Source organism: Pseudomonas lurida (genome assembly GCF_002563895.1).
Taxonomy (GTDB): Bacteria; Pseudomonadota; Gammaproteobacteria; order Pseudomonadales; family Pseudomonadaceae; genus Aquipseudomonas; species Aquipseudomonas lurida.
This window is the reverse complement of sequence record NZ_PDJB01000001.1, coordinates 3,020,503-3,034,080: the sequence shown is the minus strand read 5'-3', so window position 1 is coordinate 3,034,080 and position 13,578 is coordinate 3,020,503. Positions and strand designations below refer to the sequence as shown.

Sequence of the window (13,578 nt, the reverse complement as noted above, 5' to 3'; positions counted from 1 at the left end):
ATTTTGCCCCGTCTTTTTCTGGAGTTAGCGAGTTTGATGCGCGTTGACGAACTGCCGGCAACGCTCACTGCGTGGGTCGATAAACACCGCATCCGGCGAGCCGGTTTCTTCGATCATGCCTTGGTGCAGAAACGCCACTTTGGACGACACATCCCGGGCGAAGGCCATTTCATGGGTGACCAGGATCATGGTGCGGCCTTCCTCGGCCAGGGAGCGGATCACCCGCAGCACTTCGCCCACCAGTTCCGGGTCGAGGGCCGAGGTGGGTTCGTCGAACAGCATGACTTTGGGCCGCATGGCCAGCGCACGGGCAATCGCCACGCGCTGTTGCTGGCCACCGGAAAGGAACGCCGGGTACTCATTGCGCTTGGCGGCCAGGCCGACGCGGTCGAGCAACGCTTCGGCGCGTTCGATGGCCTCGGCGCGGCTTTCGCGCAGCACCTGGGTGGGGGCCTCGATGAGGTTTTCCAGCACCGTGCGGTGCGGCCACAGGTTGAAGTTCTGGAACACCATGCCCAGGGTCGAGCGGATGCGCACCAGTTGCTTGGCGTCCGCCACCAAGGGCGCGCCGGGGCGACCGTAGTTGAGCTTGATGCTTTCGCCGTCGACGTGAATGCTGCCCTGGTCTGGCACTTCGAGCATGTTGATACAGCGCAACAAGGTACTTTTGCCCGACCCGCTGGCGCCGATCAGCGAGATCACATCGCCTTCGTGGGCGGTGAGGGAAATGCCCTTGAGCACCTCGATATTGCCGAAGCGCTTATGCAGGTCGATGACTTCGATCATCTTCTTGGCTGCCAAGGGTTGCACCACTTCAATCCTGGGCACAGCAGCGGCACGCGGTTCACCGGCCAGTTTGGCGACAAACCCTGCGATGCGCTGGCAGGCTTGGGCCAGGCGCTCCTCCCCCAGCGTGAACGACAACCGCACGAACCCTTGGGCGGGCTCGCCGAACGCGGCGGCGTCCAGCACTGAAACCCCGGCTTCGCGAAACAAGCGCCAAGCGAAATCCAGGGAGCCCAGGCCGGTATCGCGCACATCCACCAGCACAAACATGCCTGCTTGCGGCGCCTGCACCTTGATTCCAGGGCATGCACTCAGCCCCGCTACCACCAGGTCGCGCCGGCGCCGGTAAATCTCGCGCATGCCCTGGGTCACTTGATCATGGGCCAGCACCGCCGCGGTCGCGGCTTCCATCACAAAACCGGGTAGCCCGTAGAGCATGCTCAACACCAGGGTTTCGGCATGGGCGACCATTTGCGGCGTCGCGACAATCCAGCCGATGCGCCACCCCGTCATGGCGTGGGACTTGGACAAGCTGCCAATCACGACACAGCGCTCCGCCATGCCCGGCAGCGCGGCGAGGCTGTGGTAGTCGCCGTCGAACACCAGGCTTTCGTAGACCTCGTCCACTACCACCCACAGGTCGTGGGCGATGGCCAGGTCGGCGATGGCTTGCAACTCCTGCGGATTGAGCACCACGCCGGTCGGGTTGTTCGGGTTGGAAAAGAAAATCGCCCGCGTCCGGGGCGTGATCGCGGCGCAGAGCCGTTGCGCATCGAGGCGAAAACCCGACGCCGGCGAGCACGGCACGCGCACCAGTGTTGCGCCGCTGGCCTTGAGCGTGGCCTCGTAGGTGACGTACATCGGGTCGAGCACCAGCACCTCGTCACCGGCCTGCAACAGACACAAGGACGTCACGAACAAGGCGTTCTGCGCACCGGCCACGGTGATCACGTTCGTAGCATTGAGCGCACGCTCCAGGGTGTTGCTGTAGCGCGCGGCGATGGCCTCGCGCAGCGCCGGGCGCCCCGGGATTTCGGTGTAATGGGTGTCGCCTTCGCGCAAGGCCGTGATGGCGGCATCGGTAATGAAGGAGGGCGTGGCGAAATCAGGATCACCGACGCTGAGGATGATGATGTCTTCGCCCTGGCTGGCGGCCTGGAATGCAGCATGGTGGATGTCCCAGGCGGCTACGCCCTGCCCTGCAATTCGATCGACGAAGGGGGAAAACCGCATGCCAGAGCCTCTCGTTCAAGAAGAAAAAGCGCGACCCCGTTGCTGTGCAAGGGGTGGATGCGGTCAACATAGTTCAAACTGAACAGTCGTTCAATGGGTAAATCCAGCCCCGTGTCGTTTATCGTCCAAAGAGGTCGTTGTGGTGATTCCTACGGATTCGCACCTGGCTCATCAGGCCGCAGCGACAACCCGGCAACTCGCCGGCCGAGCCGAGGTTGAACGCGATGAGCGCCACGTGATTGAGCGCGATAAAGATGCCCGGGCGCAGGCCGCTGTCGCGGCCGGGGCTGCGCCAGTGTGAAAACCATCGGCTCGCAGTTGGCCCAATCACATTGAACCCGTGACCGGCCATGGTCCTCCAACCTGAACAGACCACGGCCTTGGCGCACGCTTGATGACTTTTATTCTATGGATGGCCGTACTGGGCGCCGTATTGCTCACCCTTGCCCTCACCTCCTCCTACCTGCGCTGGATGCCAGTGACCACCTCGGCAGTGTGCCTGCTGCTGGGCGTGGGGATTGGCCCGCTGGGCGTTGACCTGTTGCACCTGGATATCAAGAACTCCGCGCGCTGGATGGAGCACCTGACCGAAGTCGCCGTGCTGTTTTCGTTGTTTGTCAGCGGTTTGAAGTTGCGCCTGCCGCTCAAGCACCGCACTTGGCGCATCGCGTTCGGCATGGCCGGGCCAGTGATGCTGCTGACCATCCTCGGCATCTGCCTGGCGCTGCATTACCTGTTTGCGATGTCCTGGGGCGTCTCGCTGCTGGTGGGCGCGATTCTGGCACCGACTGACCCGGTGCTGGCGGGCCTGGTGCAGGTCAATAATGCCCAGGACTATGACGCACTGCGCTTTGGGCTGTCCGGCGAAGCGGGGTTGAACGACGGCACCGCCTTCCCCTTCGTGATCTTCGCCCTGCTGTTCATGCAGCATGGCGGGTTCGACGGTGACTGGCTGGGCGGTTGGGTGCTGAAAAACCTGCTGTGGGCAGTGCCGGCCGGCTTGTTGATTGGCTATTGGATGGGCCGCGGCATTGGCCGCGTGACGCTGTGGCTGCGCATCACCAACAGTGACAGCACGCTCTCGCCCAATGACTACCTGACGCTCGCGCTGATCGCGCTGGCCTACGTGGTCGCCGAGGCGGTGGGTGGCTATGGCTTCCTGTCGGTGTTTGCGGCAGGGCTGGGGTTGCGGCAGGCGGAATTTCGGTCCACGGGGCATTCGACAACGCCGTCGGAGCATCTCGCGCTGCCGGTGGTGGGCCACCTGGAGGTCGAGCCCGACCGCGCGCTGCAAGGCGATGTCAGCGAACTGAAGGATACCCAGATCGCTGCCGGCGTGATGATGGGCGACATGCTCTCGTTTGGCAGCCTGGTGGAGCGTTCGATGGAGGTGTTCCTGGTGACGGTGCTGGGCATCGTGCTGGTGAGCCACTGGGATTGGCGCGCACTGCCGGTGGCGGCGTTGCTGTTCTGTGTGATTCGCCCGATAGGCGTGCTGGCAATGCCTTGGGGCAGCCTGATCGATAGGCGCCAGCGCGGGCTGATGGGATGGTTCGGCATTCGGGGGATCGGCAGTATTTACTACCTGTTCTACGCGCTCAATCACGGGCTGATCGGCACCAGCAGCGCGGTGGCGGTGAACCTGACGTTGTCAGTGATAGCCCTGAGCATCGTCGTTCATGGCCTGAGTACCCAGCCGATGCTGGTGTGGTATGAACGACGAGCCAAGGCGAAAGCTCAGTCCTGACGCTCGGTATTGCCGACGTCTGCCGCATCATCCAGATCGTTGAGCGGCACTTCTGCATCATCCATCAGCGATCCGGGATCTTCATTGCCCGGGTCGTTGAGTTCGTCATCGAGTTCTTTTGACATGATCGTCTCCTCTAACCGCCTTGGGTGTCGATATCAGCATCGGTTTCAGGCTTGGGCTCGCGCTCAGGCTTGAAGTCTGGACTGTAGTCGTTTTCCTTGGCTTTGGGGTCTTTGGCCGGGACCGGGTCCTTGGGCGCGTCTGCAGCGGTACCGGGGGCCGGTTCGCCACCGTCGATGGCAGGATCGTTGCGGTCATCGATTTGCGGGTCTTTGCTTGTGCTCATGGGTCACCTCTTGGCAGGCCGGTGGGAAATCAGCAGGGCCTGAAGGTAAGGCGCCGCGCCGAACGGTGAAGTTCCGTTCGATTGCTCACCGGATCGGGTTGTCGACCTGGATATAGAACGCGTAAATCCCCAGCAGCAGCCAGAACACCATGAACAACCAGGGGGCTCGCATGGAGAAGAGCAGCGACTTGCGATAGCCCTTGTGGGACGACTCCATTTCGGAAAACAGCGGCGATTCATCGTAGGCCATGCCCATCACGGGCTCGCTGCGCAGCAATTCGCTCTGTTTGTAATGCCAGTGGTCAATGATTTCGTACGCGGCCCGAATGCCTGGCCAGGCATTCAGTGAGCTGAGAATGCCCAGCGAGACCAGGAACACCGGCACCACCAGGGTGAACAGCTTGCCCCACTCCGGGTTGAGGTTGCCCATGCCGGAGACAAAGGCGATGACCAGGAACGACTGCGCCGTGAGGTAGGCGTCGGTGCGGTTGGCCAGGATGGTGGTTTCGTACTGGATTTCGCGCCGGTAGAAATCCAGGCGGTCCTTGGGCGAGCCGAAGATCTTGGCATTATGCTCGCTGTGGTCGTCCAGGGCCGCTTCCGGCGTGTGGGGAGAGATGATTCTGGGCACGACAGTGCTCCACGCAGGTTCGAGTCCTATTAGAAGAATGGGGGGGCGGTGAAGTTCAAGTTTGTTCGTGCACTGCCTTGGTGCGAGCCATGCGCCGTCATGGCAATGTGCGGTATACCCACTGCAGGCGCCCGGCTGGCCGACGATGGCGGCCGTGACACCGCCACCGCCGGCAAGCCGGGCCCCGCCCCAAAACCCTTGGCCCTGCAGCGAGTAATCGACAGCGTGCATGGGCATTCCGGCACAGGCATTGCTTTATCCTTTCATCTGCCCGGATTCAGGAGCATTCGTTACCCCCCGACCCAGAGCCGATCCCATAAGAAAGTAAGGACCAGGCCCGTGGGCACCCTCAGCCACGGCCCTTATAAAAATGCGTTTTTTGAAACGGCAGTGCCACCCAAGCTTCCCTCGGCACTGACAAGGTACTGGAATGGCTCGATCTTTCTTTGATGAAATGAACGATGCAGACGGCGTTTGCCGTGCGCATTATCAGGATTTCTCCCGCTGGCTGGGCAATACGCCGCCGGAATTGCTGGCCCAGCGTCGCCGTGAAGCCGATTTGCTGTTCCACCGCGCCGGGATCACGTTCACCCTGTATGGCGACGAGCAGGACACCGAGCGCCTGATCCCCTTCGACATCATCCCGCGCAGCATCCCCGCCAGCGAATGGAGCGTGATCGAACGCGGCTGCATCCAGCGCGTCAACGCGCTGAACATGTTTCTTGCCGACATTTACCACGACCAGCGCATCATCAAGGCTGGGATCATTCCGGCGGACCAGGTGTTGGGCAACGAGGGTTACCAGAAGGCGATGGTCGGCCTGGACCTGCACCGTGACATTTATTCCCATATCTCGGGGGTTGACCTGGTGCGTGATGGCGACGGCACCTACTACGTGCTCGAAGACAACCTGCGCACCCCCAGCGGCGTGAGCTACATGCTCGAAGACCGCAAGATGATGATGCGCCTGTTCCCCGAGGTGTTCGCCAAGCAGCGCATCGCGCCGGTGGACCACTACCCCAACCTGCTGCTCAAGACCCTCAAGAGTTCAAGCCGCCTGGACAACCCCAACGTGGTGGTACTGACGCCCGGCCGCTTCAACAGCGCGTTCTTCGAACATGCGTTCCTCGCCCGGGAAATGGGCGTCGAATTGGTGGAAGGCGCCGACCTGTTCGTGCACGACCTCAAAGTGTTCATGCGCACCACCGATGGCCCCAAGCCAGTGGACGTGATCTACCGGCGGATCGACGACGCCTTCCTCGACCCCAAGGCTTTCAATCCCGAATCGATGCTCGGCGTGCCCGGCCTGGTCGCCGCCTATTGCGCCGGCAACGTGGTGCTGGCCAATGCCATCGGCACCGGCGTGGCCGACGACAAGTCGATCTACCCCTATGTGCCGGAAATGATCCGTTTCTACCTGGATGAAGAACCGGTGCTACAAAACGTACCGACCTTCCAGTGCCGCAAGCCCGACGAGCTGTCCCACGTACTGGCCAACCTGCCAGAACTGGTGGTCAAGGAAACCCAGGGCTCCGGCGGCTACGGCATGCTGGTCGGCCCGGCCTCCACCGCGGCCGAGATCGAGGACTTCCGTCAGCGTATCAAGGCCCGTCCCCATGCCTATATCGCCCAACCAACCTTGAGCCTGTCCACCTGCCCCACCTTTGTCGAAAACGGCATCGCCCCACGGCATATCGACCTGCGGCCCTTTGTACTCTCGGGCAAGGAAACCCGCCTGGTGCCCGGCGGCCTCACCCGCGTGGCATTGAAGGAAGGCTCGTTGATCGTCAACTCGTCGCAGGGCGGCGGAACCAAGGACACCTGGGTGGTGGAGGGCTGAGTATGTTGAGTAGAACCGCCGCAGATCTGTACTGGATGTCCCGCTACCTGGAGCGTGCCGAGAACCTGGCGCGCATGCTGGAAGTCAGTTACTCGCTGTCGTTGATGCCCCAGGCCGGGCGCAGCGATGGGCTGGATGAGCTGGCAATGTCGTTGCTCAGCAGCGGCACCCTGGACAGTTACCTGGAGCGTCATAAACAGCTGGACGCCGAACGCATGCTGCACTTCTTCGCCCTCGACGAAGAAAACCCCGCCAGCATCTATAACTGCCTGCGCGCCGCACGCGGCAATGCCCACGCGGTCCGTGGGCGCATCACCGCCGACATGTGGGAAAACCTCAACGCCACCTGGCTGGAAATGCGCAGCATCGCCGCTGGCGGCCTGGCGCGGCACGGCATCAGCCACTTCTGTGATTGGGTCAAGCAGCGTTCGCACCTGTTTCGCGGAGCGACCTCCGGGACGATCATGCGCAATGACGCCTACCGGTTTATCCGCCTGGGCACCTTTGTCGAACGCGCGGATAACACCCTGCGGTTACTGGACGCGCGTTACGAGATGTTTGGCGAAGAGTCGGAAGAAGTCAGCGACTTGTCGGCACGCGGTTATTACCAGTGGAGTGCCCTGCTCCGCGCATTGTCGTCGTTCGAGGCCTACACCGAGCTGTACCCGAACGCGTTGAATGCGCGGTCAGTGTCGGAACTTCTGTTGCTGCGCAGCGACGTGCCGCGTTCGTTGCATGCGTGCATCGAGGAATTGAGCCATATCCTGGCCGATCTACCCGGCAGTTATGGCAGGACCGCGCAGCGACTCGCCGCCGAATTCGAAGCTCGGCTGAGGTATACGGGCATTGATGAGATCCTGGAGGATGGGCTGCATAGCCGCCTCACGGACTTCATCGACATGGTGCGCGAGCTGGCACGGGCGATACACAGTTCGTATCTGGAAGTCGTGTAGACCACAACCTTGCAGGCGTCTGCCTTGCCGGCGATAGCGCGGGCAAGCCGGACGCCTGCAGGGCGTGTGTGCCTACTGGTTCTTTACCAGCACGGGCTCGGCGCGGTATTGGTCGGGAAACAGTTTTTTGAGCTGTGCCACTTTGGGTAAATCATTGATCACAATATAGGGGTACGACGGATTCTCGGTGAGGAAATCCTGGTGATAGGACTCCGCCGGGTAGAACGGCTTGCCCATCTCGATCTGGGTGACGATGGGTTTATCGAAGGCCTTGGCCGCGTCCAGTTGGGCGATGTAGGCCTGGGCGACTTTTTGCTGTTCGGCGTTCTGCGCGAAGATCGCCGAGCGGTATTGGGTGCCGGTGTCGGGGCCCTGGCGGTTGAGTTCGGTGGGGTTGTGGGCGACCGAGAAATAGATCTGCAGCAATTTGCCGTAGGTGACTGTGCTCGGGTCGTAGGTGACTGCAACCGACTCGGCATGGCCGGTATCGCCGTCACTGACGGACTCATATTGCGCGGTGCTCGCGGCGCCGCCGTCATAGCCGGAGACGGCGTTCTTTACCCCCTGAACGTGCTGGAACACCCCTTGGACACCCCAGAAACACCCCCCCGCGAATACAGCGGTTTGCAGGTTGCCGGAGTCGGTGGGTAGGTCCAGCGTCGGAGGGGCGATCGCCACGGCATCCTCGGAGGCGCCGAAGGAGAACGCTGGGGTTTGGCCGATAAAGGCGGCGAAGGCAAACACGGGTAAATACTTCAGAAGTTTCATTGCAGTCACTCCAGTGCAACTGAATAAATGGGGCCAAATTGTGGGCGCGGGCTTGCTCGCGAAAGCGGTCTGAACGTCACAGACGTATTCACAGGTCTAACGCCTTCGCGAGCAAGCCGGCTTCCACAAGGGTTGGGTCTTCACTTCATGTTTCGAGTGGGTCAGCCGAAGGTGAAGGCGTAGGCCGCCACGTTCGGGTCGAGGAATTCGATAGTGAAGGTATGGTCCTGCACCGCCCCTGGCTGTCGCACCAGTTGGTACAGGCGCTGTTCGGTGACGGTGCCGCTGCCATCCGGTGCTACATCGGTGCCGTGGGCATCACCGGGGGCCTGGCCGTCGACCGTGACGTTGAAGCGCACCGGCTTGCCATCGGCGCCAGGGCCGAGCACCAAGTGCAGGTCACGGGCGTGAAAACGGTAAACGATGCGACCACCCGGCTGGTCGAGGGTGGCTTGCTGGCCACCGACGTTCCATTGGCCTTCCAGGGTCCAATGGTTCAAGGCCAGGTTGCCGGCGGCCGGGTAGTTCGCCACCTGGTTGGTGGCCAGGGTGCCCGTGCTGATGAAGTTCTCGGCGCGCTGGAAGCCCAGGTAGGTTTCCGGCGACTGCACTTCGTTCATGTCCGGCGCCTGCTGTACGCCCTTGGCATCGGCTTGGATCAAGCCACCCGCGACATTCCTGGCACCGGCTTCACGCAGCAGTTGCTGGATCACACGCTCGGACTCGGCGTAGTCGCCTTCTCCAAAGTGGTGGTAGCGAATCTGGCCCTTGGCGTCGGCAAAGTAGTGGGCCGGCCAGTACTGGTTGTCGAACGCGCGCCAGATCTTATAGGCGTTGTCGATCGCCACCGGGTAAGTGATGCCCAGGTCCTTCATGGCCTTGGTGACGTTGCTGACATCACGTTCAAAGGCGAATTCCGGCGCATGCACGCCAATCACCACCAGGCCCTGGTCGCGGTATTTCTCGGCCCAGGCTTTCACGTACGGCAAGGTGCGCAGGCAGTTGATGCAGGAATAGGTCCAGAAATCCACCAGCACCACCTTGCCCTTGAGCGCTTCGGCAGTGAGTGGCGGGCTGTTGAGCCATTGCACGGCGCCCTCCAGCGGTGGCAGCGTGCCTTCGATCGGCAGCGTGTCGCTGTGGTTGGCGGCGGCCATCATCGCCCCGCCCTTTTGTTCCGGCTTGGCACTGAGCTCGTCCACCAGGCTCTGTTCCAGGCCACCGGTGGATGCGGTCGATAGCCGCGACAGCACGCCGGTGTCCAAGCCCAGCGCGATAGCGGCCACACCGGCCAGCATCAGCGCACCCAAGCCACGGCGCAGCCATTCGCCGGCGCCGAGGGACTTCTTCATCAAGCCAAAGACTTTACCGCCGACCAGCAAGGCCAGCGCGAGGGAGGTGGCAGCACCGGCGGCGTAGGCCAGCAACAGCAAGGTAGTACCGATGCTGGCGCCCTGCAGCGCGGCGCCGGTGAGCACCAGCCCCAGGATCGGCCCGGCGCAGGGTGCCCACAGCAGCCCGGTGGCCACGCCGATCAGGAACGACGCCCCCGGTCGCGGCCTGGCATCGGCCCCGGCGGCTGCCGACAGGCGACTGCCGGCGGCGACCAGTGGGCGCGTCAGGCGCTCCGACAGTTGCGGCAGCAATAGCGTGAGTCCGAACAGGGCAACGCACAGCAACGCGAGCCAGCGCCCGTATTGATTGACTTGCACCACCCAACCGCCGCCCACTGCCGCCAGCGAGGCCACCAGGGCGAATGTCACCGCCATCCCCGCTAACAGCGGCAAGCCACTGCGCAAAAACGGCTGCCCGGTGCGAGCGAAGACAAAAGGCAGAACAGGCAGGATGCACGGGCTGACGATGGTCAGCACACCGCCCAGATACGCGAGAACCAGCAGCCACATGGGATCTTCCCTTATACGAATGAAAAAACATCGGCTTAAGCCTCGGTGACCCTGTTGGGCTGCTTGGGCAGGCCGCTGGCCAGGAGGATTTGTCGGCGTGAGTCCATGGGGCTCTCCCATTCATGGCAGGCAAGGCACCCGTGATGAGCAGTGCTCACTTGAGGCAGTGAGGTGATCATGCGCGTATGGCGGTCGCGGAATCCTCACGCAGAGTTAAACAATTCGTGATAACTACACGGTTGTAAAAGCCGCACAATAGGCGGACGACAAGCGAAGGTTTCCCTGCATGGAACAGCCCAAACGTGTCCTGGTGGTCGAGGACGATGCGCATATTGCCGACCTGATCTGCCTGCACCTGCGTGATGAACAGTTCGAAGTGGTGCACAGTGCCGACGGTAACGAAGGCCTGCGCCTGCTGGAGCAAGGCGGTTGGGATGCGCTGGTCCTTGACCTGATGCTGCCCGGCGTCGACGGCCTTGAGATCTGCCGGCGTGCCCGCGCCATGACGCGCTACACACCGATCATCATCACCAGCGCGCGCTCCAGCGAATTGCACCGCATCCTCGGCCTGGAGCTGGGTGCGGATGATTACCTGGCCAAGCCGTTCTCCCTGCCGGAGCTGGTTGCCCGCGTGAAGGCCCTGTTGCGCCGCGTAGACGCCATGGCGCGCAACCTGAAGATGGACGCCGGCAGCCTCGATCTCGGTCAATTGTTCATCAACCCGCTGACCCGCGACGTCACCTTGCAAGGCCAACGGCTGGACCTCACCCCACGGGAATTCGACCTGCTGTACTTCTTCGCTCGCCAGCCAGGCAAGGTGTTTTCGCGCATGGACCTGCTCAACGCGGTGTGGGGCTACAGTCACGAAGGCTACGAGCACACGGTCAATACTCACATCAACCGCCTGCGCGCCAAGGTCGAGGCCGACCCGGCCAATCCGGCACGCATCCTCACGGTGTGGGGCCGTGGCTATAAGTTTGCCGAGAGCCCGCCATGAAGCTCAGCCTGACCCAGCGCCTGTCGGTGGTGTTCGCCGTGTTGCTGCTGATCTGCAGCGGCACCTCCGCCTGGCTGCAGGTACGCTCCAATCACATGCACGAGCTGGAGGTGGTGCAAGGCCTGTCCCGCGACCTGGCAGCCCATATTGCCCGCGACACCCAGCTCATGGACGCCGACGGCCTCAAGCCCGACGCAGTGCGCAATCTGTTCAGCCAACTGATGCTGGTCAACCCCAGCGTCGAGGTGTACCTGCTCGACATTGATGGCCGCGTGGTCGGCAACGCAGCGCCCAGCGGGCATATGCGGCGTGACCACGTGGACCTGGCGCCCATTCGGCGCTTCCTCAGCGGGGCCATGCTGCCGATTCTCGGGGACGACCCGCGCAGCGCCGATGGCCGCAAGGTATTCAGCGCGGCGCCGCTCAAGGTCGGCGGCCAGCAAGCCGGTTTCCTGTATGTAGTGCTGCTCGGCGAAGCCCATGACGTGTACGACGCCAAGGACGCCACCGGCATGGCGCTGAAGATCGCACTGTGGTCCATCGGCCTGGTCGCCCTGCTCTGCTTGATGGCCGGGCTGATTGCCTTTGCCTGGATCACCCGGCCATTGCGCCAGCTCACCGACAAAGTGGGCCAGTTTGACATCAACGGCGCCCCCGAACCCGCCGAACCGACTGCACGCGAATTCAACAGCAGCGACGAAATTGCCGTACTCGACCACGCCTTTGTAAAGATGCAAAACCGCCTCGGCGAACAATGGCGCGCCATCACCCACCAGGACCAGGAACGGCGGGAGATGGTCGCCAATATCTCCCATGACCTGCGCACGCCGTTGGCCTCGCTGCACGGCTACCTGGAAACCCTGTCACTCAAAGATGCCAGCCTGAGCCCTGAGGAGCGTCGCCGCTATCTGGGCATTGCGTTGGACCAGAGCCGCAAGGTCGGCGGCCTGGCCCAGTCGCTGCTGGAGTTGGTGCGTCTGGAGCATGGCTTCGTACAGCCGGTGATCGAAGGTTTTTCATTGCCGGACCTGGTGCAGGACATCTTCCAGAAATTCGAACTGACCGCCGAGGCGCGGGCCATCACGCTCACCGCGACCCTGCCGCCGCAGGTACCGACGGTATTCGCTGACCTGGGCCTGATCGAACGGGTACTGACCAACCTGCTGGATAACGCCCTGCGCCATACACCGGTGAATGGCGAAATCGAGGTGATCCTGTCGCCGCAAGCCTGCGCAGTCGCCATCACTGTCAGTGACAGCGGCCCGGGTATCGACACCGAACTGCGCGAAGGCTTGTTCCTGAGGGCGTTTACCATCGGTGGCGCGCGACGCGACGGTGGCCTGGGCTTGCGCATCGTGCATCGCATCCTGCAACTGCACGGGCGCAGCATTGGCCTGGTGGACCGCCCAGGCCATGGGGCGACCTTTATGTTCTCCCTAGAAACCCGAGCATCAGCGCGTTGACCCGCTGCCCCTGCTCGTTCTGGATCCAGTGCCCGCAGTTGGGCAGCACATGCTGCTCAAGGTGAGGCACTGAGTCCGGCATGCGCTTGAGCGTGTGGGCCTCGAACACCCCGACCGGGTCACGGTCGCCGATCAGGAACAGCGTAGGTTGCAGCACCTGCTTGCCGGCCAGGCTTTCGGTACGTTGCCAGTTACGCTCGAAGTTGCGGTACCAGTTCAATGGGCCGCGAAACCCATGCGCGACGAAGGTGTTGACGTAGACGTCCAGGTCCGCCTGGGAACACCATTGCGGCAAGGCACCGGGGGCCGCAACGCCTTCAAGCAACGTGGCGTTCGCCGGTTTCCTTTGCAGGAACACATCCTGATCCTGCATGAACAGGCGCAAGGTACGCTCGATATCGGCGTTCAATTCCTGCTCGGCGACGCCTGGTTCCTGGAAATACAGGATGTAGTTGAAGCGATCGGCGTACAGCTCGCGCATGATTTCAATCACCGGCCGCCGCGCACGCCCGGCAAAAGGCACCGACATCGTGATCAAGCGCGAGACGCGCCCAGGTTCGAGCAACGCCAGGTGCCAGGCCACGACCGCGCCCCAGTCGTGGCCGACCATCACCACCTTCCCATGGCCAAAGTAATCCATGGCCTGCTGGATATCGCCACACAACGTCAGCAGATCATAATCGGCGACCTCGGCCGGCGAACTTGACTGGCCGTAGCCGCGCATTTGCGGGGCAAACACCCGATAGCCCGCCGCCGCCAGGACAGGAATCTGCTCGCGCCAGGAATGCCAGCACTCCGGAAAACCGTGCAGCAGCCAAATCGGCGAGCCGTGCTCGGGGCCGGCAATGTGAACGCTTAGCTCAATACCGTTGACGTGGATTAGTTGCTGGCTCATGGGCATAACCTT

12 protein-coding genes are annotated in these 13,578 nt (G+C 62.5%); 5 read left to right on the top strand and 7 right to left on the bottom strand.

Annotated elements, in window-relative coordinates; translation table 11 throughout:
* Nucleotides 1-24 precede the first annotated feature (24 nt).
* Nucleotides 25-2,019: an aminotransferase class I/II-fold pyridoxal phosphate-dependent enzyme gene (locus ATH90_RS29720; protein WP_069023834.1), complete on the bottom strand. Its 1,995-nt coding sequence runs from the start codon at nucleotides 2,017-2,019 to the stop codon at nucleotides 25-27.
* Between the two features lie 394 nt (nucleotides 2,020-2,413).
* Between ATH90_RS29720 and ATH90_RS13555 the strand changes: the two genes are divergently transcribed.
* Nucleotides 2,414-3,766, top strand: coding sequence for a cation:proton antiporter (locus ATH90_RS13555; protein ID WP_034105354.1), 1,353 nt, complete (start codon nucleotides 2,414-2,416; stop codon nucleotides 3,764-3,766).
* Here the strand turns inward: ATH90_RS13555 and ATH90_RS29715 are convergent.
* The 3 genes from ATH90_RS29715 to ATH90_RS13545 form a co-directional block, all read right to left on the bottom strand.
* The gene (locus ATH90_RS29715) at nucleotides 3,757-3,891 is read right to left on the bottom strand and encodes a hypothetical protein (protein WP_010210499.1); all 135 of its coding nucleotides are present in this window, start codon (nucleotides 3,889-3,891) and stop codon (nucleotides 3,757-3,759) included. The genes ATH90_RS13555 and ATH90_RS29715 overlap by 10 nt on opposite strands.
* Nucleotides 3,892-3,902: 11 nt before the next feature.
* Nucleotides 3,903-4,115 (bottom strand): hypothetical protein, encoded by a 213-nt coding sequence (locus tag ATH90_RS13550; RefSeq protein WP_034105356.1) that lies wholly within the window; start codon nucleotides 4,113-4,115, stop codon nucleotides 3,903-3,905.
* 85 nt (nucleotides 4,116-4,200) lie between these two features.
* Entirely contained in the window at nucleotides 4,201-4,746 is a 546-nt protein-coding gene (locus tag ATH90_RS13545) for a hypothetical protein (protein ID WP_034105358.1), read from the bottom strand.
* A 430-nt stretch (nucleotides 4,747-5,176) separates the two neighbouring features.
* Here ATH90_RS13545 and ATH90_RS13540 point away from each other — a divergent pair, with 430 nt between their 5' ends.
* Together ATH90_RS13540 and ATH90_RS13535 are read left to right on the top strand one after the other, a co-directional pair.
* Nucleotides 5,177-6,586: a circularly permuted type 2 ATP-grasp protein gene (locus ATH90_RS13540; RefSeq protein ID WP_034105360.1), complete on the top strand. Its 1,410-nt coding sequence runs from the start codon at nucleotides 5,177-5,179 to the stop codon at nucleotides 6,584-6,586.
* Between the two features lie 2 nt (nucleotides 6,587-6,588).
* Nucleotides 6,589-7,539, top strand: coding sequence for an alpha-E domain-containing protein (locus ATH90_RS13535; protein WP_034105362.1), 951 nt, complete (start codon nucleotides 6,589-6,591; stop codon nucleotides 7,537-7,539).
* Nucleotides 7,540-7,611: 72 nt separating this feature from the next.
* Here ATH90_RS13535 and msrA read toward each other — a convergent pair whose 3' ends face one another.
* Nucleotides 7,612-8,307 (bottom strand): peptide-methionine (S)-S-oxide reductase MsrA, encoded by a 696-nt coding sequence (msrA, locus tag ATH90_RS13530; protein WP_098466494.1) that lies wholly within the window; start codon nucleotides 8,305-8,307, stop codon nucleotides 7,612-7,614.
* Between the two features lie 161 nt (nucleotides 8,308-8,468).
* Nucleotides 8,469-10,211, bottom strand: coding sequence for a cytochrome c biogenesis protein DipZ (locus tag ATH90_RS13525; RefSeq protein WP_098466493.1), 1,743 nt, complete (start codon nucleotides 10,209-10,211; stop codon nucleotides 8,469-8,471).
* 286 nt (nucleotides 10,212-10,497) lie between these two features.
* Between ATH90_RS13525 and ATH90_RS13520 the strand changes: the two genes are divergently transcribed.
* Both ATH90_RS13520 and ATH90_RS13515 read left to right on the top strand, forming a co-directional pair.
* Nucleotides 10,498-11,208 carry a response regulator transcription factor gene (locus ATH90_RS13520; protein ID WP_034105368.1) on the top strand — a complete coding sequence of 237 codons (711 nt, stop codon included), beginning with the start codon at nucleotides 10,498-10,500 and terminating at the stop codon, nucleotides 11,206-11,208.
* Nucleotides 11,205-12,671, top strand: a complete 1,467-nt coding sequence (locus ATH90_RS13515) for a sensor histidine kinase (RefSeq protein ID WP_034105369.1) — start codon at nucleotides 11,205-11,207, stop codon at nucleotides 12,669-12,671. The genes ATH90_RS13520 and ATH90_RS13515 overlap by 4 nt, the downstream gene beginning before the upstream one ends.
* Here the strand turns inward: ATH90_RS13515 and ATH90_RS13510 are convergent.
* Nucleotides 12,634-13,566, bottom strand: a complete 933-nt coding sequence (locus tag ATH90_RS13510; protein ID WP_098466492.1) for an alpha/beta fold hydrolase — start codon at nucleotides 13,564-13,566, stop codon at nucleotides 12,634-12,636. The genes ATH90_RS13515 and ATH90_RS13510 overlap by 38 nt on opposite strands.
* Nucleotides 13,567-13,578 lie beyond the last annotated feature (12 nt).

What these genes read in the sequence shown, in the direction of transcription:
- ATH90_RS29720 (WP_069023834.1), bottom strand. Translation starts at nt 2,019, where the DNA reads ATGCGGTTTTCCCCCTTCGTCGATCGAATTGCAGGGCAGGGCGTAGCC.
- ATH90_RS13555 (WP_034105354.1), top strand. Translation starts at nt 2,414, where the DNA reads ATGACTTTTATTCTATGGATGGCCGTACTGGGCGCCGTATTGCTCACC.
- ATH90_RS29715 (WP_010210499.1), bottom strand. Translation starts at nt 3,891, where the DNA reads ATGTCAAAAGAACTCGATGACGAACTCAACGACCCGGGCAATGAAGAT.
- ATH90_RS13550 (WP_034105356.1), bottom strand. Translation starts at nt 4,115, where the DNA reads ATGAGCACAAGCAAAGACCCGCAAATCGATGACCGCAACGATCCTGCC.
- ATH90_RS13540 (WP_034105360.1), top strand. Translation starts at nt 5,177, where the DNA reads ATGGCTCGATCTTTCTTTGATGAAATGAACGATGCAGACGGCGTTTGC.
- ATH90_RS13535 (WP_034105362.1), top strand. Translation starts at nt 6,589, where the DNA reads ATGTTGAGTAGAACCGCCGCAGATCTGTACTGGATGTCCCGCTACCTG.
- msrA (WP_098466494.1), bottom strand. Translation starts at nt 8,307, where the DNA reads ATGAAACTTCTGAAGTATTTACCCGTGTTTGCCTTCGCCGCCTTTATC.
- ATH90_RS13525 (WP_098466493.1), bottom strand. Translation starts at nt 10,211, where the DNA reads ATGTGGCTGCTGGTTCTCGCGTATCTGGGCGGTGTGCTGACCATCGTC.
- ATH90_RS13520 (WP_034105368.1), top strand. Translation starts at nt 10,498, where the DNA reads ATGGAACAGCCCAAACGTGTCCTGGTGGTCGAGGACGATGCGCATATT.
- ATH90_RS13515 (WP_034105369.1), top strand. Translation starts at nt 11,205, where the DNA reads ATGAAGCTCAGCCTGACCCAGCGCCTGTCGGTGGTGTTCGCCGTGTTG.
- ATH90_RS13510 (WP_098466492.1), bottom strand. Translation starts at nt 13,566, where the DNA reads ATGAGCCAGCAACTAATCCACGTCAACGGTATTGAGCTAAGCGTTCAC.